At 68.8% G+C, this 20,832-nt stretch carries 21 protein-coding genes and 1 pseudogene; 13 read left to right on the forward strand and 9 right to left on the reverse strand.

Annotated elements, in window-relative coordinates; all coding sequences use genetic code 11:
- Positions 1 to 20: 20 nt before the first annotated feature.
- The gene (locus ACQEVY_RS30750; protein WP_432952625.1) at positions 21 to 425 is read right to left on the reverse strand and encodes a VOC family protein; all 405 of its coding nucleotides are present in this window, start codon (positions 423 to 425) and stop codon (positions 21 to 23) included.
- A gap of 585 nt (positions 426 to 1,010) precedes the next feature.
- Between ACQEVY_RS30750 and ACQEVY_RS30755 the strand changes: the two genes are divergently transcribed.
- Genes ACQEVY_RS30755 through ACQEVY_RS30765 form a run of 3 tightly spaced genes read left to right on the forward strand, consistent with a single transcriptional unit; the run spans position 1,011 to position 3,591 of the window.
- Positions 1,011 to 2,180, forward strand: a complete 1,170-nt coding sequence (locus tag ACQEVY_RS30755) for an ABC transporter ATP-binding protein (protein WP_432952626.1) — start codon at positions 1,011 to 1,013, stop codon at positions 2,178 to 2,180.
- Entirely contained in the window at positions 2,177 to 2,920 is a 744-nt protein-coding gene (locus ACQEVY_RS30760) for an ABC transporter permease (RefSeq protein WP_328771507.1), read from the forward strand. The genes ACQEVY_RS30755 and ACQEVY_RS30760 overlap by 4 nt, the downstream gene beginning before the upstream one ends.
- The gene (locus ACQEVY_RS30765) at positions 2,917 to 3,591 is read left to right on the forward strand and encodes an ABC transporter permease (protein ID WP_432952627.1); all 675 of its coding nucleotides are present in this window, start codon (positions 2,917 to 2,919) and stop codon (positions 3,589 to 3,591) included. The genes ACQEVY_RS30760 and ACQEVY_RS30765 overlap by 4 nt, the downstream gene beginning before the upstream one ends.
- A gap of 36 nt (positions 3,592 to 3,627) precedes the next feature.
- On the opposite strand, the gene ACQEVY_RS30770 is transcribed toward ACQEVY_RS30765, so the two are convergent.
- Genes ACQEVY_RS30770 through ACQEVY_RS30785 form a run of 4 tightly spaced genes read right to left on the reverse strand, consistent with a single transcriptional unit; the run spans position 3,628 to position 7,964 of the window.
- Complete coding sequence (locus ACQEVY_RS30770) at positions 3,628 to 4,158, reverse strand: GTP-binding protein (RefSeq protein ID WP_328774282.1); 531 nt, start codon at positions 4,156 to 4,158, stop codon at positions 3,628 to 3,630.
- A 34-nt stretch (positions 4,159 to 4,192) separates the two neighbouring features.
- Positions 4,193 to 4,624 (reverse strand): DUF742 domain-containing protein, encoded by a 432-nt coding sequence (locus ACQEVY_RS30775; RefSeq protein ID WP_328771509.1) that lies wholly within the window; start codon positions 4,622 to 4,624, stop codon positions 4,193 to 4,195.
- 57 nt (positions 4,625 to 4,681) lie between these two features.
- On the reverse strand, positions 4,682 to 5,158 hold the full coding sequence (locus ACQEVY_RS30780; RefSeq protein WP_328771510.1) for a roadblock/LC7 domain-containing protein: 477 nt from the start codon (positions 5,156 to 5,158) through the stop codon (positions 4,682 to 4,684).
- Positions 5,159 to 5,165: 7 nt separating this feature from the next.
- Positions 5,166 to 7,964, reverse strand: coding sequence for an ATP-binding protein (locus ACQEVY_RS30785; RefSeq protein WP_432952628.1), 2,799 nt, complete (start codon positions 7,962 to 7,964; stop codon positions 5,166 to 5,168).
- Between the two features lie 362 nt (positions 7,965 to 8,326).
- Between ACQEVY_RS30785 and ACQEVY_RS30790 the strand changes: the two genes are divergently transcribed.
- Complete coding sequence (locus ACQEVY_RS30790; protein ID WP_432952629.1) at positions 8,327 to 9,289, forward strand: ABC transporter substrate-binding protein; 963 nt, start codon at positions 8,327 to 8,329, stop codon at positions 9,287 to 9,289.
- A 90-nt stretch (positions 9,290 to 9,379) separates the two neighbouring features.
- Positions 9,380 to 10,912, forward strand: coding sequence for a serine/threonine-protein kinase (locus ACQEVY_RS30795; RefSeq protein WP_432952630.1), 1,533 nt, complete (start codon positions 9,380 to 9,382; stop codon positions 10,910 to 10,912).
- A 179-nt stretch (positions 10,913 to 11,091) separates the two neighbouring features.
- Here the strand turns inward: ACQEVY_RS30795 and ACQEVY_RS30800 are convergent, their stop codons facing one another.
- Positions 11,092 to 11,670, reverse strand: coding sequence for a hypothetical protein (locus tag ACQEVY_RS30800; RefSeq protein WP_432952631.1), 579 nt, complete (start codon positions 11,668 to 11,670; stop codon positions 11,092 to 11,094).
- Positions 11,671 to 11,763: 93 nt separating this feature from the next.
- A pseudogene (locus tag ACQEVY_RS30805) lies at positions 11,764 to 12,132 on the reverse strand (tyrosine-type recombinase/integrase); the annotation flags it as partial.
- Here ACQEVY_RS30805 and ACQEVY_RS30810 point away from each other — a divergent pair.
- Positions 12,115 to 12,531, forward strand: a complete 417-nt coding sequence (locus ACQEVY_RS30810; protein WP_432955673.1) for a hypothetical protein — start codon at positions 12,115 to 12,117, stop codon at positions 12,529 to 12,531. The pseudogene ACQEVY_RS30805 and the gene ACQEVY_RS30810 overlap by 18 nt on opposite strands.
- A 124-nt stretch (positions 12,532 to 12,655) precedes the next feature.
- The gene (locus tag ACQEVY_RS30815) at positions 12,656 to 13,141 is read left to right on the forward strand and encodes an NUDIX domain-containing protein (protein ID WP_432952632.1); all 486 of its coding nucleotides are present in this window, start codon (positions 12,656 to 12,658) and stop codon (positions 13,139 to 13,141) included.
- A gap of 495 nt (positions 13,142 to 13,636) precedes the next feature.
- On the opposite strand, the gene ACQEVY_RS30820 is transcribed toward ACQEVY_RS30815, so the two are convergent.
- Positions 13,637 to 14,290 (reverse strand): FMN-dependent NADH-azoreductase, encoded by a 654-nt coding sequence (locus tag ACQEVY_RS30820; protein ID WP_432952633.1) that lies wholly within the window; start codon positions 14,288 to 14,290, stop codon positions 13,637 to 13,639.
- A 122-nt stretch (positions 14,291 to 14,412) separates the two neighbouring features.
- Here ACQEVY_RS30820 and ACQEVY_RS30825 point away from each other — a divergent pair, with 122 nt between their 5' ends.
- The 6 genes from ACQEVY_RS30825 to ACQEVY_RS30850 all read left to right on the forward strand — a co-directional run bounded on the left by ACQEVY_RS30825 (position 14,413) and on the right by ACQEVY_RS30850 (position 19,494).
- The gene (locus ACQEVY_RS30825; RefSeq protein ID WP_432952634.1) at positions 14,413 to 14,775 is read left to right on the forward strand and encodes a winged helix-turn-helix transcriptional regulator; all 363 of its coding nucleotides are present in this window, start codon (positions 14,413 to 14,415) and stop codon (positions 14,773 to 14,775) included.
- A 520-nt stretch (positions 14,776 to 15,295) separates the two neighbouring features.
- Complete coding sequence (locus tag ACQEVY_RS30830) at positions 15,296 to 15,586, forward strand: CPCC family cysteine-rich protein (protein ID WP_432955484.1); 291 nt, start codon at positions 15,296 to 15,298, stop codon at positions 15,584 to 15,586.
- 253 nt (positions 15,587 to 15,839) lie between these two features.
- The gene (locus tag ACQEVY_RS30835) at positions 15,840 to 16,466 is read left to right on the forward strand and encodes a hypothetical protein (protein WP_432952635.1); all 627 of its coding nucleotides are present in this window, start codon (positions 15,840 to 15,842) and stop codon (positions 16,464 to 16,466) included.
- Positions 16,467 to 16,712: 246 nt separating this feature from the next.
- Positions 16,713 to 18,377: an energy-dependent translational throttle protein EttA gene (ettA, locus tag ACQEVY_RS30840; RefSeq protein ID WP_328771514.1), complete on the forward strand. Its 1,665-nt coding sequence runs from the start codon at positions 16,713 to 16,715 to the stop codon at positions 18,375 to 18,377.
- Positions 18,378 to 18,379: 2 nt separating this feature from the next.
- On the forward strand, positions 18,380 to 18,808 hold the full coding sequence (locus ACQEVY_RS30845; protein WP_432952636.1) for an acyl-CoA thioesterase: 429 nt from the start codon (positions 18,380 to 18,382) through the stop codon (positions 18,806 to 18,808).
- The gene (locus ACQEVY_RS30850; RefSeq protein ID WP_432952637.1) at positions 18,805 to 19,494 is read left to right on the forward strand and encodes a hypothetical protein; all 690 of its coding nucleotides are present in this window, start codon (positions 18,805 to 18,807) and stop codon (positions 19,492 to 19,494) included. The genes ACQEVY_RS30845 and ACQEVY_RS30850 overlap by 4 nt, the downstream gene beginning before the upstream one ends.
- Before the next feature lie 336 nt (positions 19,495 to 19,830).
- Here ACQEVY_RS30850 and ACQEVY_RS30855 read toward each other — a convergent pair whose 3' ends face one another.
- A complete protein-coding gene (locus ACQEVY_RS30855; protein WP_432952638.1) occupies positions 19,831 to 20,808 on the reverse strand; it encodes an ATP-binding cassette domain-containing protein in 978 nt (325 codons plus the stop codon).
- Positions 20,809 to 20,832 lie beyond the last annotated feature (24 nt).

Genomic DNA, 20,832 nt, shown 5'->3' on the forward strand with positions numbered 1-20,832 from the left:
AGCCGCAGCCGCCCCACCGGCTACTCGTCAAGCTCCGTGAACAAGGTCAGCTGGAGTGCGGCCGGCGCCTCGAGCCGGGAGTTCAGGGAGTTCCAGGGGGTGCGGGTCGGCTCGGCGAGTACCTGGGCTCCGGCGGCGGCCAGCCGTGACGTGGTGGTGGCGGAGTCGTCGACCTGGAAGGCGACCCGGATGTGGCCGGCGACCCGCTGTCCGACCTCGACGTCGTCGATGAAGGCGGCGTGGTTCGGATCCGTCAGCTCCAGCGTGGCCCGGCCGGCGTCGAGGATGGTGACCCGTCCGCCGGGGGAGGAGAACGCGCCGCGCTCGGTCAGGCCGAGGACGTCGCGGTAGAAGTGCAGCGCCGCGTCGTAGTCGTCTGCCGTGACCACCAGGCGGAGTTCGCGTACGGCGGGTTCGTCGGGCATATCGGCTCCTTGGAGTTCTCGAAGTTGACCAGGGGTGCCCAGCCTGCCGCTCCGGGAGGAGCCCGCCGCCGGCGGTGCTGACGGGCGGCCACGAGGGCGCGCCACAGGTTGTCCGGCTCATGGTTCGGCGCGACACGGCCCACGGTGTACTGATCGCCTCCAGTACGTAGACGCGGGCCTTCCCAGCGGGAGAGGTCACCTTTAGCTTCGCCGGTCGCATGCCACACCTCCGCCCTCTCCGGCGGCTTTCGCGCCCGTCTCCCGAGTCTGCAGACGGCGTAAGCGACTGGCCATGGAAGGGAGTTGGAATCCGGATGGACACAGGACGGTTGTACCGCCAGGGCTCTGGGACCTCTCACCGCGTTCACCACCACCAGCGCGGACCAGCAGGACGCCCCGTACGACAGCGCCGCCCGAAACCGAACGGTAACCGTGGTGATCACACCTGAGTAGTGACCCGGTGGAGAGTGGTACGAACAGGGCCCGGACCGATCACAGGCAGCCGCCGACTGGCTAGACTCGCACCCTCTGTGGCACGTGATCGCGCCACGTACGGGCCATGCCGTTCCCGAAGGGTTTCGACGCTTGATAGCCATCGAAGAGGTCAGCAAGCGGTACGCCGACGGCACGGTGGCCGTCGATCGCCTGTCCCTTGATATTCCGAACCACTCCATCACCGTGCTGGTCGGGCCTTCGGGGTGCGGCAAGACCACCACGCTGCGCATGATCAACCGCATGATCGAGCCCAGCAGCGGCACGATCCGGGTGAACGGCGAGGACGTCCAGCGTCAGCCGGTCAACGCCCTGCGCCGGTCCATGGGTTACGTCATCCAGAACGCCGGCCTTTTCCAGCACCGCACCATCCTCGACAACATCGCCACGGTGCCGCGGCTGCTGGGCTGGTCCAAGCAGCGCGCCCGGGCCCGCGCGGCCGAGCTCATGGAACGCGTCGGGCTCGACAAGGACATGGCCCGCCGCTACCCGTACCAGCTCTCCGGTGGCCAGCAGCAGCGGGTCGGTGTGGCGCGGGCGCTCGCTGCGGACCCGCCGATCCTGCTGATGGACGAGCCGTTCTCGGCGGTCGACCCGGTCGTCCGGCGGGGCCTGCAGGAGGAGTTGCTGCGTATTCAGGGCGAGCTCGGCAAGGCGATCGTGTTCGTCACGCACGACATGGACGAGGCCATCACGATCGGCGACCGGATCGCCGTACTGCGCAAGGGCGGCCGGCTCGCCCAGTTCGCGGCGCCCGACGAGCTGTTGTCGTCGCCCGCCGACGAGTTCGTGGAGGAGTTCCTGGGCGGTGACCGGGGCATCCGCGGACTGTCGTTCCTGTCCACGCGCGACCTCGAACTCGACCGTTCCCGGGTCTTCCCGATCGACGCCGACCGGCGGCGGATCGCCCAGGCGACGAGCGCTCAACCCGCCGATGCCCAGCCGGTTCTCGTCACCGACATCGACGACAAGCCCCTCGGCTGGACCGACCCCACGGCCTGGAACGGCGACGCCAGGACCCTGGCGCCGTACGGGCAGAGCTTCGAGATCGGCCGGGACTCCCTGCGCGTCGCCCTGGACCGGGCGGTCCTTTCGCCCACCGGCCATGCGGTCGCCGTGGACGGGTCGGGACGCGTGCTGGGCATCGCCGGCCAGGAGACGATCGCCGCGGCGATCCGCGCCGCCAGGCAGCGGCACGCCGCCACCTCGCCTCAGGGCACGGACTACCCGCAGGACCCGCCCCCGGTGAAGGCGGCCCGATGAACGGCTTCTTCGACATCCCGAGCGACCTCCAGAGCAGCTATCTCGGCCTCATCTCCACACACCTGCAAGAGGCCCTGATCCCGGTGCTGGTCGGCTTCCTGCTGTCGCTGCCGATCGGTCTGCTGTGCGTCCGCGTCCGCTGGCTCTACCCGCCGGTGCTGTGGACCACCACGGTGATCTACGCGATCCCGTCGCTGGCCTTCTTCGTGGTGCTCATCGACTACACGGGGCTGAGCAAGCTCACGGTGATGATCCCGCTGTGCCTGTACAGCCTGGTCGTCCTCGTCCCGTCGGTCGTCGACGGCATCCGGTCGGTTCCCGAGGAGACGAACGCCGCCGCCCAGGCCATGGGCATCGGCCTCGTACGCCGCTATTTCCAGGTCCAACTGCCCATCGCCGTACCCGCGATCATCGCCGGACTGCGGGTGGCCGCGGCCTCCAGCATCAGCCTGGTCAGCGTCGGCGCACTGATCGGCAACCAGGGCGCCCTGGGCAATCTGCTGACCACTGCGCTGCTCTACCAGCGCCCCGTCCTGGCCTTGAACTCGGTGGTCACCACCGCCGTACTCGCCGTGCTGGTCGACGCCCTGCTCGTCCTCGCGCGCCGCCTCCTCACCCCCTGGCTGCCGCCGTCCGACAGCAAGGCCAGGCGCACGGCGCTGCGTACCGCCGCGGGCCCCACGGCGCCGGACCCGTCCACAACGGCGGGCGCGGCCCGCGCAGGAGAGCGCGTCTCGTGAACGTACTGAACTTCATCGAAGCCTTCTTCAGCGACAGCGCCCAGTGGAAGGGCTACGACGGCATCCCGCAGCGCGTGTGGGAGCACATCCAGTACTCCGCCGCCGCGCTCGCGATCGCCGCGGCCATCGGACTGCCGATCGGGCTGGTCACCGGGCACACCGGCCGCGGCGGCAACGCGATGGCGTTCGTGGCGGCGTCGGCCCGTGCCCTGCCGACGTTCGGGCTTCTGGTGCTGATGTTCGTCTGGCTCGGGCTGAGCGTGCTGCCCGTGATGATCCCGCTGGTGGTGCTGGCGATCCCGCCGATCCTCATCACCACCTACGAGGCGGTGCGCACCGTGGACCCCTCGCCCGTCGACGCCGCCCGTGGAATGGGCATGTCGCAGTCGCAGATCCTGTTCCAGGTCGAGGTGCCGGCCGCGCTGCCGCTGATCTTCAGCGGGCTGCGCTCGGCGGCGATCCAGATCGTCTCCACGGCGACGATCGCGGCGTACGTCTCTCTGGGCGGCGTCGGCCGGTACATCGTGGACGGCCTCTACCAGCGTGACTACGAGAAGGTGGTCGGCGGCGCCACGCTCACCGCGGCCCTCGCCCTGCTCGTCCTCGTCGTGTTCTGGGCCGCGGGCCGGACGGCGGTGTCCCCGGGGGTCCGCAGGCGCGGCACGGCCTGACCCGACTGGGCGGTTACCCGCCGGGTCACCGCCCGGTCACCGCCGTTCGGCGGTTTCCAGGGCGTGTTCCAGGACGACGAGCAGCGCGTCCCGGACCGAGCCGCGTTCGCGGGCGTCGAACACGGTGACCGGGACATGGTCGCCGACGTCGAGGGCCCACCGTACGTCGGTCAGGTCGTGCTCGACCTTGCCGTCGAAGGCGTTGACGGCCACCGCGAAGGGGATCTGCCGGTGCTCGAAGTAGTCGACGGCGGCGTAGCAGTCGTCGAGGCGACGGGTGTCGACGATGACGAGGCCGCCCAGCGCGCCGTCCACCAGGTCGTCCCACATGAACCCGAACCGCTCCTGGCCGGGCGTCCCGAACAGATAGAGCTTCAGCGTCGGGTCGAGCGTGACGCAGCCGAAGTCCATGGCGACGGTGGTCGTCATCTTCTCCGGGGTGTGCGAGAGGTCGTCGATGCCGGCCGCGACCGAGGTGATGGACGCCTCGGTGGTCAGCGGCTCGATCTCGGAGATGGCGCCGACCGTGGTCGTCTTGCCCACGCCGAAGCCGCCCGCGATGACCATCTTCACCGGCAGCGGCGGCCGGGTCCCCTGGGTCTCATCGTTCACGGACCCGCCCCCGGGAGTCGGGGATGTCTCGAAGACCATCGATAACCCTTCGCAATACAGAGGTGTCGCGGGCGGAACCGTCCTGCGGTGCGTACAAGGCCAGTTGGCCGTCCGCGCGCAGATCGTCGGCGAGCACCCGGATCACATTGAGATGCATCCGCAGTTTCGCCGCGATCTCCGCCAGCGACTGCGGCTGGCGGCAGATCATGATGATGTCGCGGTGCTGGTCGAAGGCGAATGCGTCCAGCGTGGCCAGACCCACGTCGGTCGCGACCACCTGTGTCTCTATCGGAATCGGCGGTACGAGGCTGTCGCCGCCGGCGATCCGCCCCGCCGTCAGCAGGAACGGCCGGATCAGAGGCGCGGGAGGCTCCGCACCCCACACGGAGTCGTCGGCGGCAGGTGGCTCACCGGCCGTCATCACGTTCCCCCTTCACCTTCACGGGCGTCATGGTTGGGCAACGCCCCAGGCCGTTCGTCACCCGGCGGGCGCGATCCCCACGGTGTTCTTCAGCTCCATGACCAGCTGCGGGCTCAGCGCGGCGCCGGCACGATTGGCGAAGAGGGTCATCTCGTACGCGATGTTGCCGAGCTTCGCCTCCTTGGACGCGACCACGCCGAGTACCGCTCCCGCGCCGAGCGCCGACACCAGGACGTGGCCCTCCTCGAGGTCGATGATGACCTTGTTGAGGCCGCCGAGTCCGTAGTTGCCGGACGCCCCCATGGCGAGGCTGGTGATGCCGGAGACGATCGCCGCGAGCCGTTCCGAGTCCGCCTGGCCGCGCAGTTGGGACACCGCGATCAGCAGCCCGTCGGAGGAGACACCGATCACGTCGACAACCCCGGCGGTCTCGGTGGCGAAGCGGTTCAGCAGCCAGTTGAAATCGGCGGCGGCTGCCTTCACATCCGTCACCGGCCCCACGGCCCCGGATTGCGTTCCACCTGTCCACATCATCACTTGCTCAAGCCTTCCGGGAATGGGGATCTGTAGGTCTCGGGTCGGTAGGTGTGTACGCGGAGTTGGGCCGCGTCTCTTCGGCGGCCTCGCGCTGAGCCCGCTGTACGGCGGCCTCGAACTCGTCGATCTCGGACCGCGCCGCCTCCGGGTCTACGGGCTGCCAGGCGGACGGCCGCTGGGTCGTCGGCGCCCGCTTGGGCTGGCGGGCGGAGGCGGTGGTGGCGCCGAGGGTGGCACCACGCACCCGGCGCCGCAGGGGTCCTGGAGCGTCGGGCCGCGACGGGGCCGTACCGGAGGATCCGCTGTTGCCGCCACCGCGAGTGCCGCCGCCGCTGCCACCGCCACCGACAACGCCGGCGCTGCCGCCGCGCCCGGCCGCCTCGTGAGGGCCAACTCCCGTACCGGAGGGGGGCCTTGGCGAGAGCCCGCCCCGCCTGGGCAGCGGGGGAGTGCCGGGGCCGTACGGCGTGTGACCCATGGCCTCCGGGCGCCCGCGCATGCCCCCCTCTGCCGCGGCTTCCTGGCGTCCGCGCATGCCGTCCGCCATGGCTTCCTGGCGTCCGCGCATGCCCTCAGCCGTGGCGTCCTGGCGTCCCCGCACGCTCTCCGCCGTCGCTTCCAGGCGGCGCGCATGACCCGCGGACCGGGGCTCGACCGGAGACGAGGGCTGGGCCGGTGCCTGCTCCGCCCGCGTACGCGCGGGAATCCGGCGGGGCAGGGACGAGCGGCCGGGCGCCGCCTCCACCATCGCGGGACGCGGTTCGGACTGGCCCGAGCGGCGGGCGGGCGGCAGGATCTGCGCGGGCCGTCCCGGAGGCGCCGTCGGGTCGGTGGTCAGCAGATGCTCCGCGGGGACCGCGACGGTGGCGGTGACTCCGCCGCCCGGAGTGCGGGACAGTACGACCTCGATGCCCCAGCGCCGGGACAGACCGCCGACCACGAACAGGCCGAGGACCTCGGTCGGCGCCAGGTCGAGCCGTTCCCGGCGGATCAGCCGGGCGTTCTCCTCGTCCAGCCGCTCGGTGCTCATCCCGAGCCCGTGGTCGATGATCTCGACGACGGCGCCTCCGGAGCCCATCCGGGGCCGTAGGACCACCTCGACGCTGGTGTGCGCGGGGGAGAACGTCACCGCGTTCTCCAGCAGTTCGGCGAGCATCAGCGTCAGATCGCCGACGATGTCGGGGGCGACGGTGACATCGCCCTCGGCGTGCGGAGTGACGCGCTGATAGCCCTCGATCTGGCCGAGCGCGGCCCGGGCGATGTTGCTGAGCCGCATCGGCCCGGTGTTCAGGCCCGTCTCACGGATTCCGGCGAGCAGCATCAGGCTGTCGGCGTTGCGCTGGAGTCGTACGGCGATGTGGTCGATGCGGTAGAGCCGGTCCAGTACCTCCGGGTCGGTCTCGCCGCGCTCCACCGAGTCGATCAGCGAGAGTTGGCGGGCGGTCAGGTTGCTGACACGGCGACCGACGTTGCCGAACATCTCGGCGATGTTGCGCCGGCTGACGACCTGGCGCTCCAGCAGGGCGGTCGCGGTGACCTGAACCTGGTTGAAGGCTTCGGCGAGTTCACCGATCTCGTCGCGTACGGGCACGGGTACGGCTTCCAGACGCGGCGGGCTCGCGTCGTCGGCGTCGTCGTCCGCGACCCGCGCCAACTCGGTCTCGGCCGCGGCGGCCACATGCTGGGCCGCACCGGTGAGGCTCCGTACGACCCGTACCACGGAGCGGCGGACCAGTACGGAGAACAGCAGCCAGGCCCCGAAGGCGATCAGCGTGCCGGCGACCAGCCAGGACACCTGCCACCAGGCGGCGTTCGACGCGGACTGGGTGTCGTCGGCGATCTGGCCGATGAGGGACTGGGTGATCTTCAGCCGGTTCTGCGCCTGCCGCTCGTAGGTGGGCTCGGCCTTCAGCGCGTCGCCGAGGGCCCTGCGCAGCTGGGTCGCGTTCTCGGCGACCAGTGCGCCGGGGTCGACCTGGAGCCCGACGTAGTGCTGGTCGATGACGCTCTGGTACGGGCTCTGCGCGATGCCGGCCAGTTCGGCACCCTGCTTCTGGCTGGCGTACCCGGTGAACCGCTCGGCCTGGTAGGTGTACTGCTCGAGGTCGCCGACGGCGGCGGTGAACTGGATGAGTGCGTTCGGGTCCCGGGTCCGGGCGGCGAACACGCTGGTCTCGAAGGAGGCGTGGGCTGTGTCGGCCCGCAGCAGCGCGTCGAGCAGATTGCCCGCGGACGAGGAGGACTCGGCGCCCTCACCGAGGTCGAGTCCGCTGATCAGGCCCTCGATGACCGATGCGTACGCGGGGTCGATGTTGTCGGCGGGGATGGGCCCCTTCTCCACGGTCTGCCTCAGGCTGTCCAGGCCCTCCAGCTCCTGCAGCGCCTGGGCCTCGCCCTCCGGAAGGCTGTCCCCGTAGGTCTCCCGGACCTTCTCTATCTGGGAGTTCACCTTCTGCTGCGCCTGGAGATACACGGAGGTGTCGGGCGCGCCCTCCTCGGGACCCGCGGCCTCATAGCGCAGGGAGACGAGCAGGGCCTGCCGGTGCTCTGTCTGCACGGCGTCGATCAGCCGGGTCACCTGCGCGCTGTCGCGCACGAGTTCAGCGGTGGAGGCGGCGGAACGGGCTTGGTCGACCTGGGCGTAGACGACGTAGGCGAGGATCGCCGAGACGACCGCAAGCGGAACGATCACCAGAACGTTCAATTTGCGCCGGAAGGGCCAGCGGTCGAGGAGGGGCGTCGTCGGGCCGGTGCGGGGAGCCTCGGGTGATTGCTCCCGGGCAACCTTTCTGTGCGCGGGCACCGAACCTCCTTGCTTCTTGCGTCACATGGAAAACCCGCTGTCCAAAAGTCATCGGTTGCAGGGTCGCGACAGCGCGCTTCGACCGACAAGTGGAACCAGGTGGAACAGGACCCCCGACGCGGCCAACACTAGCGGCTGGCGGAACAGTACGGCCATGATCAACCAAAAACTGGCACGAAGATATGCCGCTTTCGATCCCATATTGGCCCCGTTGTGCATACGGGACGAAGCCGTCCGGTGTCCTTCGGTGATCTATTCGTGCCTTGACGGCTTGTGAGCGGGGTCGATTGGATCGTCGCGACGCCGCAACTACGGCCGCATTGCTCGCAACGCCTTCACCGCCCACGCCCCCGCAAGTCTGGATGACGAACGTGACCATCGCACGAAGCACCAGAAAATCCGCAACGTACGCCGTATCCCTGCTGGTTGTGGCCACGGCCGCGCTCGCGGGATGTGGTTCCTCCGACGACTCCTCCGGCAGCTCCGACCCCTTGCAGGAGGACGAAGCCAAGGGCGGGACCGTCGTGGTCGGTTCCAACAACTTCCCCGAGAGCATCCTGCTCGCCGACATCTACGGCGAGGCGCTCAAGTCCAAGGGCATCAAGGTCAGTTACAAACTGAACATCGGCAGCCGTGAAACGACCTACGGTCTGATCAAGAACGGCACGATCACGGTACTGCCCGAGTACAACGGGGCGCTGCTGTCCTACCTGAACAAGGACGCGGCCCCGACGTCGACTGAGGAGACCAACAAGGCCATCGGGTCCGAAATCGATTCCAAGCTCACGCTGTTGGAGTCTTCGGAGGCCCAGGACAAGGACGCCGTCGCGGTCAACGAGGCCACGGCCAAGAAGTACAAGCTGACGGACAAGTCGACGCTCGCCGACCTCGCCGAACTGGCGCCTGAGATGGTCATCGGCGGTTCGCCCGAGTTCCAGACCCGGCACCACGGGCTGCCGGGCCTCAAGGAGGACTACGGGCTCGAATTCAAGTCCTTCAAGGCGCTGGACGCGGGCGGTCCGCTGACGGCGGCGGCGCTCAAGGGCAACAACATTCAGGCCGGGAACATCTTCACGACCGACCCCGGTATCGAACAGAACAAGTTCCTCATCCTTCAGGACCCGAAGAACCTCTTCGGCTTCCAGAACGTAACTCCGTTGGCATTCAAGAGCGATCTCCCGGCGGAGGGCGTTTCCGCGCTCAACGCCGTATCGGAGAAGCTCGACACGGAAACGCTGATCAGTCTCAACGGCCAGGTGCAGAACGACAAAAAGGACCCGCTGGAGGTGGCCAAGACCTGGCTGTCCTCGAACGGTCTGACCTGACGGGTTAGGGGCCGGGTGGGCGAGCCTCCGCCCACCCGGCACCCCTTCCCGCCCGGCGAACCCTCCCGCCTCTCCTTTAACCTGTCGCCCATGAACGCACCGGGGGACGTGATCGACGGCCGGTTCGAGCTGATTGAGAGGCTCGGCAGCGGCGGGATGGGAACGGTGTGGCGGGCGCGCGACAGCGTTCTGCACCGGGAGGTCGCCCTCAAGGCCGTACGGGCGGACGCGGCGACGTCGGACGCCATGCGGGAGCGGGTGCTGCGGGAGGCACGGGCGCTCGCCCGGCTCAGCCATCCGAACGTGGTGACCATCCATCACATCGTGGACCAGGACCCGCACCCCTGGCTCGTGATGGAGCTGGTGAGCGGCATCTCGCTCCAACAGCGCCTCGACAACGGCCCGTTGCTCCCCGTCGAGGCCGCCCGCGTCGGCCGTCAGGTGCTCGCCGCCCTGCGCGCAGCGGACGCGGCCGGCATCCAGCACCGCGACGTCAAGCCCGCCAACATCCTCCTGCGCCCCGACGGCACCGCCGTCCTCACCGACTTCGGCATCGCGGCCCTCCAGGGCTCGACCTCCCTGACGGCCACCGGCGAACTCATCGGCTCCCCCGAGTACATCGCCCCCGAGCGGATCCGCGGCAACGACGACCTCCCGGCGTCCGACCTCTGGTCCCTGGGCCTCGTCCTGTACGTCTGCGTCGAGGGCGTCAGCCCGCTGCGCCGCGGGACCACGCTCGCCACGCTCGCCGCGGTGCTCGACGACCCCGTACCGCCGCCGGTGCGCTCCGGCCCCCTCGCGCCCGTACTCCAGGCCCTGCTCGTACGGGACCCGGCGGCACGCCCCGCCCCGGCACACCTGGACGCGATGCTCGCGCAGGTGGAGCACGGCGCGGCCCCGCACTGGGCGGCGCCCACGCTGACGACGACGGGACCGCCAGCATCGGAGCCGGTGCCGCACCCGCTCACCCAGGTCGACACCCCGCGGCCGACGCCGCCGCACCCTCAGTACCACCAGGCGCCCCGCCGCACCGGCAGCCGTACGTCGATCGTCATCGCGGTCATCGCGGTCGCCCTCGCGGTCACCGCCGCCACCGCCTTCGCCCTCATGCTCGGCGACAAGACCGACAAGGAGGCCCGCGGTGGTACGTCCCCCACACCGGTGACGCAGCCGACGCGCCAGACCCCCGAGCCGAACCGGCAGACGACCCCCGCACCGACCCCGACCCCGACTGCGACCCCAAGCCCGTCGAAGCCGAAGCAGACCACCCGCCCGCCCGCCGCCCCCAACAAGGGCGACCGCTGGATCGCCCAGCTCTTCTCCGAGCCCGTCAGCGCGGGCACGGCCGCCCGAGACCAACGGCTCGCCAAGATCCGCCAGACCGTCCCCGAGGCCGTCTACGTCCGCAGCGACAACTTCGCCTCCCTGCGCGCCGGCTTCTGGGTCATCTACGCCCCGGGCCCCTTCGCCGACGGCCGAGCCGCCCTGAACTTCTGCCGAGACCGAGGCCGCACCAGCGCGAACACCTGCATGGGCCGCTACCTGAGCAAGAACGCCGCGGACTTCGCCCTGCAATGCCGCCCACCGGCCGCCGCCCCGACGGGCCGCTGCACTCGCTCTTGATCAGGTCCGGCAGCGAAAGCGCAGGTCAGGTCCGCTGGGCGATACGGGTTTCCCCCGAGGGGTGGCGGTCGGGCAAGATGGGGTGTTACTTGCTGTGGGAGGGCATGAAACAGCCCCTCACCAGCAGGTTTCCCACCGATGAGGGGCCGTGTCAGGCGGCTTGGGCCGTCTCTGGGCCGTCATGGATTCACAGCACCGCCCTGGGGCACGCGCAGCGAAGGATCTTCTACACCGAGGCACGTACGCATCATGCTGCGCATCTGCTTCCATCGCTCCCAGAGGTCTTGGAGATCTTGTTCTATCTCCTCGAATGACCTCACCGGGTTGCCTTCCTCCAGACGTTTGACCCGCCGGTAGGTCTCGCCGAGTTCCTTCGCCACGGCGTCCAACTCGGCCAGTACCACGGATGAGGCGATCAACTGAGCTTCCGCGAAGGCAGCGTGATGGGCGTGGCGTGCTGCCTCTAACTCGTCACGCGCTGCGGTCGTGACCGTCCCTTGATGGACATCCCATAGGTAGTTCATGAGCTGTATGCGGTATCGCCGATAGGCCGTGTTGGTAGCGACGTAGCAGGCACGCCGCTCGGATAGCCGCGCTTCCTCTCTGTCGCGCATCCACTGGGCCTGTACCGCCTGTTGTTGCCGTTCGAACTGCCGTTCCTGGACCCGAGTGACTATTCGTTGAGAGAAAATGGGGGCCACCAAGGTCCCCGTCACGCCAACAAGTGCAGCGATCAGAGCGGTTAGGCCGTTATCCATGTCTGTCCCCCGGCTTGACTGGACGTCTCATCGGCACCCGAGCTCATGATGCCCGGGAACCTGGCATTCCAACGGGGGCAATGTGTCATCACCTCAGGCTGCTTGGCGGCGGGCGTGACCGGCGGTCTGGTACATCGCACTGATGGCCTTTCGAGTTCGCGTCTCGCTGCTCGGCATCAGGTGCGTGTACACGCGGAGCGTGAAGCCCGGATCGCTGTGACCGAGGTACATACTCAGCGCCTTGATGTTCTCCCCGGCGTCCAGGAGGACCGAGGCGTAGAAGTGGCGCAGGGCGTGCATGCCGTGTTCGCGGGCGGGTGCGTAGCCCTGGCCCTTGTCCGGGACCGGGATGATCCCGGCGGACGCCAACGCGGGCTTCCACGACTGATCGTTGAACCCTTGGCTCCAGATGGCAGCGCCGACGCCGCTCGTGAAGATGAGCCGATGGGTCGCCTTCGGCCCGGCATGGACCAGGCCACTCCCGAGTTCCTGTCGATCTACGGGACTCTGTTCCTCGCAGGATCGATGGCGGCGGCCCGCGCAGAGGACCGCGGTACGACACAGGCCTTCCTCGGAGAGGCGGACCAGGCAGCGCGGCGACTCGGAAGCGATGCCAACCACGTCTGGACCGCCTTCGGCCCGACGAACGTCGCGATCCACCGAGTAGCCACCGCTGCTGAGTTGGGGGACATGCAGATCGCGGCAGACCTGGGCCCACAGATCGACACGAGCGGACTGCCGACCGAGCGCCGGACCCGTCACAACCTCGAAGTAGCCCGAGCCCTCAGCGCCCACAACCAGATGGATGAAGCGCTAGCGAAGATCCTCGAAGCGGAGAGCTGGGCACCCGAGCAGGTGTGAAGCCACTACCTCGCGCGCGAGCTGGTGCTCACCTGGGTCAGGAATCAGCGCGGCCGACCGAGCCGCACTCTGGCTGACCTAGCCGACAGGCTGCATGTCGTCTGATCTGGGTACGCTCGGCTGCATGGCAGTGAACGCACAGGAAGCGAAGATGGCGCATCCGCGTATGGCAGCGGGTGCGCTGTTCTTCGATGCCGCCGGACGGGTCCTCATGGTGGAGCCCACCTACAAGAGCTACTGGGAGATCCCAGGCGGGTATGTCGAGACCGGCGAGTCACCGCTTCATGCCGCCGTCCGAGAGGTTCAAGAAGAGCTGGGCATCGCGCCGAACCTCGGGCGCCTACTGGCCGTTGACTGGGCGCCCAACGAGGCCGAGGGCGACAAGGTGCTGTACCTCTTCGACGGCGGCGAGCTCAGCCCCGATCACCTGTCCCAGATCAGCTTGCAGGCAGACGAGCTGAAGAGCTTCGCCTTCCTCACCCCGAACGAGATCACGCAGCGCACTATCCCGCGACTGGCCCGACGCATCTTGGCAGCGGCCGAGGCCCGCAACGAGGCAGCGCCGGTCTACTTGGAGCACGGGCAGAAGCCCGACAGCCGAGCCGCATGATCGCGACGAGCCCGACCCGAGCCGCAGCGCGGTAAGACTTTCCCTACGTTCATCAAGGCGGCTCGCTCCGCTCCCCGCGCGCGGCCCGGCCCCCGGCCGGGCCTGCGCTCCTGTCTCCGCCCCGCTCCAGCCCGGCCGACGCCCGTACCGCGCACACAGCAATCAGCCGCCTGACGCCAGAGAAGGGGTACGTCGCGGCTGGGGCGGTCGGCTCCACGGCTTTAGGCAGCCACTTTGGCGCGAGCCTCGAAGATCATGGCCCCAACGTCGTGCTTTACCGGGCAGGTCCACTACCTGCCCGACGCGCCGGAAGCTTACGGGACCATGATCACTCGCGAAGCAGCTCCTGCCCAAAGCCGCTCCACCGACCTTCGAGTGCTAACCCCGCGCTTGAGCACGTGCCGCAGCCTGCACCCTCATGGTACGGATCTTCGTGCGGAGATCGGCATACACAGGAGGCAAACGGACTCACCCTGTGGACGCCCTCGAAGGGCGTTACGCGGCGAAGCGCTGCGCCAGCTTCTTGGCCTTGGCGGCGGCGTCGTCGAGGGCGCGTTCGCGGGAGGCCTCGAAGAGGGGGACCAGCTCGGCCATCGCCGGGTTGCGCGGGGCCGCGGTGAGCTCCGGGACGATGAAGTCGACGTCCATGGCGAGAGTCTCGGCGAAGATCGCCGACAGGTAGTTCTGTACATACTCGGAGCCCGCGCGCGGGGTGCCCGGGGCGTACGAGCCGCCGCGGCTGGCGACCACGGTGACCGGGGTGCCCTTGACCTTCGAGTCCTCGGCGGCCGCGGTGCGGCCCCTCAGGATCACATGATCCAGCCAGGCCTTCAGGGTGGACGGGATCGCGTAGTTGTACATCGGGGCGCCGATCAGCACGGCGTCCGCCTGCTCCAGCTCCTCGATCAGCTGCAGGCGCTCCGTGAAGGCGGCCGCCTGCTCGGGGCTGTGCGCGGCCGGGTCGGCGAAGCCGGCGGTGTGGGCGTCGGCGGTGATGTGCGGCACGGGGCTCACGGAGAGATCGCGGTAGATCACCGTGCCTTCGGGGTGCTGTTCCTCCCAGGTCGTGCGGAAGGCGTCCGTGACGGCGCGGGACGCGGATGCGCCGCTGGGGAACACGGACGAGTCGATGTGGAGCAGCGTGGCCATGGGGTCTCCAAGGAGAGAGGTGCCCGCACGGGAGCGGCGGGCTAATAATTCGTACTCGACTATGGATAACACAGTCACTTACTTTTTTTCATCCCCGTACGTCAGGGCAGTACCCTGAACCCATGGCGGGTGAGCGGATTCACGACGAATCGACGTGCAAGCGGGTGGACGGCGGGATCACCCGTGTCTTCCAGCTGCTCGGCAAGCGCTGGACCGGTCCGATCGTGTCCGTGCTGGTGGAACAGCCCGCGCACTTCGCCGATCTGCGCCGGGCCGTCCCCGGGATCAGCGAGCGCATGCTCTCCGACCGGCTCACCGAACTCGGCGCCGCGGGACTCCTGGTGCGGGAGGTCGACGAGGGTCCGCCGCTGCGGGTGTCGTACCGGCTGACGGAGGCGGGAGCGGCGCTGGGGCCCGCCCTCCAGGAGCTCGGGGAGTGGGCGGAGAAGCATCTGCCGGAGAGCGAGCGGGACGGCGGCTGTTAGCCCCGGGCGCGGATGACGGGTTTTCCACAGCTGTGGAGTTGTCCACAGGGTCTGACGCGTTCTGGCTGCCGGTTGTACGGTCGGCACGAGTTGATGTTCGTGCCCGTGCGGGGGAGGTGGTCGTTGTGACCCAGGTGGATGCGGGTATGGCTGAGGCGGTCCAGGGGGCTGCCGTGGAGGCCGGGGCGGTGCGCCGGCTGCCGTGCGTGCGGGTGATCTCTGCATCTGAACACCCAGCGTTCGTGCTTCCGTCGTGCTTCAGGCCGCCAAGCGCTTGGAGTTGGCCGCCCTGAAGCCAGATACACGACGTCCATGCAGACATGCCAGATGCGTGCCAGATCCCGCGGGGAACACCCGGGGAACCAGCCGACCGCCCACCAGGCGCCGACACCGCTCCGCCGCAGTTCAGCCCCGGAGTAGGCCCTAGATGCCCTGGGCTTCCCAAGCTCATGGCTCCGCTGGTTGGGCAGCTCGTACCTATTCGCTCACGATCGGCGGCGATGCCAGGCAGGATGCCGTGATGGTCACTCCGTTCGTCAACATCCAGGGGAACCCCGAGGACGGTCCACACCCCTGTCCCTGCTGTGGCTTCCTGACGCTCGGTGAGCGCAGCAACTTCGAGATCTGTCCCGTGTGCTTTTGGGAGGACGACGGGCAGGTCGACCATGATGCTGACCGAGTTCGAGGCTGCCCCAACGGGCGGCTGAGCCTCACGGAAACACGAAAAAACTTCCACGCTGTGGGTGCTTGCGACGAGCGATGTACCCAGTTCGTCCGCGCCCCTCTGCCGAACGAACACCCCATGGTCTGACATCACCAGCTGACATCAACGTCGCCAGACGATAACGGATCCTGGCGACTGGAGCTGGACTGCGAACCGCCCGGCTAGCACGAGTCCGAAGCAGCCGCACGGAGGAGGGATCGAACTCCTAAGGCGGATGTCGCCTCATCTGCCCGCAGCAGGGTCCCCCCTTCCTTCCTCTGTGGCCGGATCGCTCCCTTGTGTGCCCTTCGTGTACGTGTCACACAGTTGAGAGGCAGGATCAGGGGGAGGGGGACGCTGCATGTCCGTGTGGGGTGGCGATCCGGTAGCGCCGTCGGCTTGGGCGGTCGAGCGGTTCGGGCAACAGGCCGGCAGGCTCGCTGCGGCGGTTCCGGTGCAACTGGCCAAGGCGCAGGCGAAGGCTCACGCCGCGCATCTCGCGGCCGGGCTGAAGAAGCGAAGTCCCTACGGTGTCACCCTCGCCGAGGCCGTGCGCGAGAACCTGGCGGACACGGCACGCGAGCTTGGTGAGTCCGTGCGAGAAGTCCTTGGGTACGAGTACGCGGTGATTAACGAGCACGCCCTCTTCCCCTTCAAGTACGCGGACAGGCCGAGGCCGCTGGATCGCGCTCGGCTGCCGTCCAAGACCTCTCCCACACGACGCCGATTGTTCCGGGCGCACGGACCCGAGCCTCAGGACACGTTGTTCGATCTCGGCGACGAGCTCACAACAGAGGAGTACTTGCAGCTGCACGAAACCTTCGAGGAGCTGGGCGCCTCGACGAAGTTGGTCTGTGTGTTCTTCACGGCCGATGTCGAGAGCGGTATCCATGTCATCCACTGGGGACAGGCCCACCTCGAACCCGATCGCACCTTCACCTGGCTGCATAGCGAACAGCTCCCGGTAGCTCCCCAACCGCTTGAGTGATCGCCGGGCGTCGCGTCCGGCTTCCGCGTCGAGGCGAGTCGGCTGATTCCTGGGCCGTCTCTGGGCCGTGCGAGGGCGCCCGAGGTCGATCGATGACGACCGGCAGTGACAGTTGAGCCTGGGGTGCCTGGCACGAAACCGCAGGTCACAGGGCTGTGGCCATATGGGTTTCCGTCCATGGGTGGCGGTCGGGCAAGATGGGGTGTATCTGCCCACTGCCGATTTCAAGCGTCCGGACGGTTTCTCTTGGCTGAGTACATTTACACCATGCGCAAGGCGCGCAAGGCGCACGGCGACAAGGTGATTCTCGACGACGTCACCCTGAGCTTCCTGCCTGGCGCGAAGATCGGTGTCCTCGGCCCGAACGGTGCCGGTAAGTCGACAGTCCTCAAGATCATGGCCGGCCTTGAGCAGCCGTCGAACGGTGACGCGTTCCTGGCGCCCGGTTACACCGTCGGCATCCTGCTGCAGGAGCCCCCGCTGAGCGAGGACAAGACCGTCCTGGAGAACGTCCAGGAGGGTGTCGCCTCGATCAAGGGCAAGCTCGACCGGTTCAACGAGATCGCCGAGCAGATGGCGACCGACTACTCGGACGCACTGCTCGACGAGATGGGCAAGCTCCAGGAGGAACTCGACCACGCCAACGCGTGGGACCTGGATGCCCAGCTCGAGCAGGCCATGGACGCCCTGGGCTGCCCTCCCGGTGACTGGCCCGTCACCAACCTCTCCGGTGGTGAGAAGCGCCGCGTCGCGCTCTGCAAGCTGCTGCTCGAGCAGCCCGACCTGCTGCTTCTCGACGAGCCCACCAACCACCTCGACGCCGAGTCCGTGAACTGGCTGGAGCAGCACCTCGCCAAGTACCCGGGCACCGTCGTCGCCGTCACCCACGACCGGTACTTCCTCGACAACGTCGCCGGATGGATCTGCGAGGTCGACCGCGGCCGCCTCCACGGCTACGAGGGCAACTACTCGCAGTACCTGGAGACCAAGCAGGCCCGTCTCAAGGTCGAGGGTGCGAAGGACGCCAAGCGGCAGAAGCGTCTGAAGGAAGAGCTCGAGTGGGTCCGCTCCAACGCCAAGGGCCGGCAGGCCAAGTCCAAGGCGCGCCTTGCCCGTTACGAGGAGATGGCCGCCGAGGCGGACAAGATGCGGAAGCTGGACTTCGAGGAGATCCAGATCCCGCCGGGCCCGCGGCTTGGCAACGTGGTCGTCGAGGTCAACAACCTCAGCAAGGGCTTCGGCGAGAAGCTCCTCATCGACGACCTCTCCTTCACGCTGCCGCGTAACGGCATCGTCGGCGTCATCGGCCCGAACGGCGCCGGCAAGACCACGCTGTTCAAGATGATCCAGGGCATCGAGGAGCCGGACTCCGGTGCCATCAAGGTCGGCGACACCGTCAAGATCAGCTACGTCGACCAGACCCGCGCGAACATCGACCCCAAGAAGACGCTGTGGGCCGTCGTCTCCGACGAGCTGGACTACATCAACGTCGGCCAGGTCGAGATGCCGTCCCGCGCGTACGTCTCCGCCTTCGGCTTCAAGGGCCCCGACCAGCAGAAGCCGGCCGGTGTGCTCTCCGGCGGTGAGCGCAACCGCCTCAACCTCGCGCTCACCCTCAAGCAGGGCGGCAACCTGCTGCTCCTCGACGAGCCGACCAACGACCTGGACGTCGAGACGCTGTCCAGCCTCGAGAACGCGCTGCTGGAGTTCCCCGGCTGCGCCGTGGTCGTCTCCCACGACCGCTGGTTCCTCGACCGCGTGGCGACGCACATCCTCGCCTACGAGGGCGACTCCAAGTGGTTCTGGTTCGAGGGCAACTTCGAGTCGTACGAGAAGAACAAGATCGAACGGCTCGGCCCGGACGCCGCGCGTCCGCACCGCGCCACCTACAAGAAGCTGACCCGGGGCTGATCTTGCGGCACATCTACCGCTGCCCACTGCGCTGGGCGGACATGGACGCGTACGGCCACATCAACAACGTGGTCTTCCTCCGCTACCTGGAGGAAGCCCGTATCGACTTCCTGTTCCGCCCGGACAAGGATTTCCAGCAGGGGTCCGTGGTGGCACGCCATGAGATCGACTACAAGCAGCAGCTCGTCCACCGGCACACGCCGGTGGACATCGAGCTGTGGGTCACGGAGATCCGGGCGGCGTCCTTCACCATCACGTACGAGGTCAAGGACCCGGACCAGGTGTATGTACGGGCCTCGACGGTGATCGTGCCGTTCGACTTCGAGGCGCAGCGACCGCGCCGGATCACCGCCGAGGAGAAGGCCTTCCTCGAGGAGTACACGGACTCCACCGAAGACGACGAAGACCCCTCGGAGGCAGTCGCCGCATGACGGCCCTGCACCTCGCCGACGCCGGGGAGGCGGCGGACCTCGCCGCCTTCCTCGCCCGGCTGATCCACTACGACCGCGCGGCAGCCGTACGGTTGCAGGGATCGGGGACGGCGCTCGCGGTCTTCGGCCGCCCCCCGTCGTTCGAGGTCCTCGCCATCCGTACGGCACGACTGGCCAAGCCGTACGAGAACGGCCTCGACGTCTCCCTAGACGTGACCGTCTCGGCCGGCGAACTCCTGGAGTCCATCGACGAGCCGGCGGCCACGGCCGCCGTACCCACCGCCGTCACCGGCCCACCCTGGGCAGGCGTCCTGCCCCCGCGCAGCGGCTGGCGCCCGGAGCCGGGGCTGCCCCCGCTGGAGACGGTGCGGTCGATGGTCGCCTCGGCGGTGGCCGAATTCCGTTCCCGCACGGGCGAGTTGGCGCCAGAGCAGCGCACCCGCACCGAGCTGGACCGGATCGGCCGGGAGATCTGGTCCCGCCCGATCGGCGACACCGACCTCCCGGTGAGGGCGGCACACGCGGCCCAGTCACTGGGCTTCCTGCGCCCAGCCCGCCCAGCCACACCGGAAGAGCCGGCCCTGGCACTGCTGTCCTCGGGCCCGTGGCTCAGACTGCGCACGCCGTACGGCTCGATCGCGGTACGCAGGGCGGGACTCGGTGCCTTGGACGTCAGCGTCCGCTGATCGCGCCCAGCCGTCACCGGCGTGATGTTGTGAGCGGGGGCCGAGTGGGGGCGCCCCTTTAAAGAACCTGCGGCTGGCCGCGCCCGGAGGGAGCCCGCACCCCCATGGCCCCGCAGCCGCCCACGGCGGCAAGGGGACGGGGCGGGGGTGTGCGCCCGCAGCGGCCGGCGCGCCACCCCGAGCACCCTCTACCAGCCGACAGCAACGCGCGCCGGTCCGAGGACGGACACCCCCGACGCGGCCCCGCACCCACCACGAACCCCAGGGGCGCGGGGCTGCGTCAATTTGCGGCTCCACCGCGCGGGCGCGACCAGCCCCCACCGGACCCGCAGATGGTCACTGCCCCTCCAGCGGAGCGTCTCCGTCGGGGCGGACCGCGATATGGTCCGGCTCCAGCTCGAGCGCGACCCGGTCGCGCATCCCGAGCGCCTCCGTGTACTCGGCCGGCAACTGAAGCCGCCCCGCCCGGTCGAGCATGGCGTACTCGCGGGCCACCACCCTCTCGTCGCCGGTCGCGGCATCGACCTCCGTGCGGCGCAGCACCTCCGTGGAGGTGCGCCCGTCGCGGATGGCGACCGTACGGCGGACCTCGCCGGCCACCGCCTGGTCATGGGTGACGATGACGATCGTGGTGCCGAGGCGCTCATTCGCCGTACGGAACGCGGCGAAGATCTGCTCCGCGGTGTGCGAGTCCAGCTCACCGGTGGGCTCGTCCGCGAGGAGCACGGCGGGCGAGTTGGCCAGCGCCACGGCAATGGCGACCCGCTGCTGCTGTCCGCCGGACAACTGGTGGGGATGACGCGCCCGGCACTCGGCGATGCCCAGCAACTCCAGGAGCTCCAGGGCACGTTCGGCCTTCGCCCGGCGACTACGGATGCCACCGCGGGCGCCGCGCAGCTGCATGGGCAGGGCGACGTTCTGCGCGGCGGTCAGATAGGGGAGCAGGTTGCGGGCCGTCTGCTGCCAGACGAAGCCGACCGTCTCGCGCCGGTAGCGGAGGCGGTCCTTCGCGTTCATGGTCAGCAGGTCGTGGTCGGCGACCCGGGCCGCGCCCGCCGTGGGGGTGTCGAGGCCGGCCAGGATGTTCATCAGGGTCGACTTGCCGCTGCCGGACGCCCCCACCAGGGCCATCAACTCGCCCTCGCGGACGAGCAGATCGAGCCCCTGGAGCGCCTGCACCTCCACACCGTCCGTGGAGAAGACACGGACCAGCCGGTCACAGGTGATCAGCGCGTCATGGCCGTAGGCGGGCCGGTCCCGGCGGTCGGCGGCGCGCTGGGCCAGATCGGCGAAGGTCGGGTTCGTGGCCGTCATCGGGCGACTCCTACGGTCGTGATA

This window comes from Streptomyces sp. CA-288835 (assembly GCF_050936385.1).
Lineage (GTDB): Bacteria > Actinomycetota > Actinomycetes > Streptomycetales > Streptomycetaceae > Streptomyces.

Coding starts and splice junctions, on each gene's coding strand:
- ACQEVY_RS30815 (WP_432952632.1), top strand. CDS start 12,656: ATGGCAGTGAACGCACAGGAAGCGAAGATGGCGCATCCGCGTATGGCA.
- ACQEVY_RS30775 (WP_328771509.1), bottom strand. CDS start 4,624: ATGACGGCCGGTGAGCCACCTGCCGCCGACGACTCCGTGTGGGGTGCG.
- ACQEVY_RS30850 (WP_432952637.1), top strand. CDS start 18,805: ATGACGGCCCTGCACCTCGCCGACGCCGGGGAGGCGGCGGACCTCGCC.
- ACQEVY_RS30760 (WP_328771507.1), top strand. CDS start 2,177: ATGAACGGCTTCTTCGACATCCCGAGCGACCTCCAGAGCAGCTATCTC.
- ACQEVY_RS30795 (WP_432952630.1), top strand. CDS start 9,380: ATGAACGCACCGGGGGACGTGATCGACGGCCGGTTCGAGCTGATTGAG.
- ACQEVY_RS30825 (WP_432952634.1), top strand. CDS start 14,413: ATGGCGGGTGAGCGGATTCACGACGAATCGACGTGCAAGCGGGTGGAC.
- ACQEVY_RS30820 (WP_432952633.1), bottom strand. CDS start 14,290: ATGGCCACGCTGCTCCACATCGACTCGTCCGTGTTCCCCAGCGGCGCA.
- ACQEVY_RS30855 (WP_432952638.1), bottom strand. CDS start 20,808: ATGACGGCCACGAACCCGACCTTCGCCGATCTGGCCCAGCGCGCCGCC.
- ACQEVY_RS30830 (WP_432955484.1), top strand. CDS start 15,296: ATGGTCACTCCGTTCGTCAACATCCAGGGGAACCCCGAGGACGGTCCA.
- ACQEVY_RS30790 (WP_432952629.1), top strand. CDS start 8,327: ATGACGAACGTGACCATCGCACGAAGCACCAGAAAATCCGCAACGTAC.
- ACQEVY_RS30770 (WP_328774282.1), bottom strand. CDS start 4,158: ATGGTCATCGCGGGCGGCTTCGGCGTGGGCAAGACGACCACGGTCGGC.
- ACQEVY_RS30750 (WP_432952625.1), bottom strand. CDS start 425: ATGCCCGACGAACCCGCCGTACGCGAACTCCGCCTGGTGGTCACGGCA.
- ACQEVY_RS30800 (WP_432952631.1), bottom strand. CDS start 11,670: ATGGATAACGGCCTAACCGCTCTGATCGCTGCACTTGTTGGCGTGACG.
- ACQEVY_RS30835 (WP_432952635.1), top strand. CDS start 15,840: ATGTCCGTGTGGGGTGGCGATCCGGTAGCGCCGTCGGCTTGGGCGGTC.
- ACQEVY_RS30810 (WP_432955673.1), top strand. CDS start 12,115: ATGGGTCGCCTTCGGCCCGGCATGGACCAGGCCACTCCCGAGTTCCTG.
- ACQEVY_RS30780 (WP_328771510.1), bottom strand. CDS start 5,158: ATGATGTGGACAGGTGGAACGCAATCCGGGGCCGTGGGGCCGGTGACG.